1 pseudogene is annotated in these 625 nt (G+C 42.7%); it reads right to left on the bottom strand.

Going from position 1 to position 625, the window contains the following annotated elements:
* Window positions 1-625 (bottom strand): annotated as a pseudogene (locus AB4653_RS27980) (two-component system sensor histidine kinase/response regulator); the annotation flags it as partial.

The raw sequence follows: 625 nt of genomic DNA, 5'->3' as shown, positions 1-625 counted from the left end.
AGCTACTTATGTCTCGTCTCGATGCAATAGCTAAACGGCTTGAAAACAGGCTCTTGACTGCTTTGACGTTGTCTCCTAACGAACGGTTCTCTTGTGCTGCGGAGACCAGTTCTACTTCATGATGATCAACCAAGCTTCGGGTCTCAGACCAACTTGCAACGTCTACATGGTTGATACTTAACCCTGTTTTCTGCTCAATGAGCGTTAGGTAATCGTCAATCATACCGATGTATTCACCGGTATTGGATACCGCCTCATAAGGCAACGAATTTGGATCGATACCTATCCGAACATCCGGATTGTCTTTGATCCACTTCCTCTCTTTTTGGCTTAGATTTAAGATCTCTCCTGTCAAATTACTCGCTTGATAAACATCCGCAATATAGCGTTTCGCCGCATCTCCGAATGAACTAAATTGTTCGACTGATGGAAAATAAACATGGTTCCGCTCTAACGACTGAACATCAAAGTAGAAAGTCATCGAACCAGAATTGGTGCTCCCTCCTTTGGTTCGATAATTTGCGACCTTGGTGACTGATGAAAAGTGAGAGGTGTTTTTCTTCTCTCCATATTCATCAACTAGGTTACCGATGTACCAAGATTTGATTGGACGATTACTATTATC

The organism is Vibrio sp. 10N.222.48.A3, from assembly GCF_041475345.1.
GTDB lineage: Bacteria > Pseudomonadota > Gammaproteobacteria > Enterobacterales > Vibrionaceae > Vibrio > Vibrio tasmaniensis_A.
The sequence above is the reverse complement of the archived record's forward strand: the minus strand, read 5'-3'. Positions and strand labels throughout refer to the sequence as shown.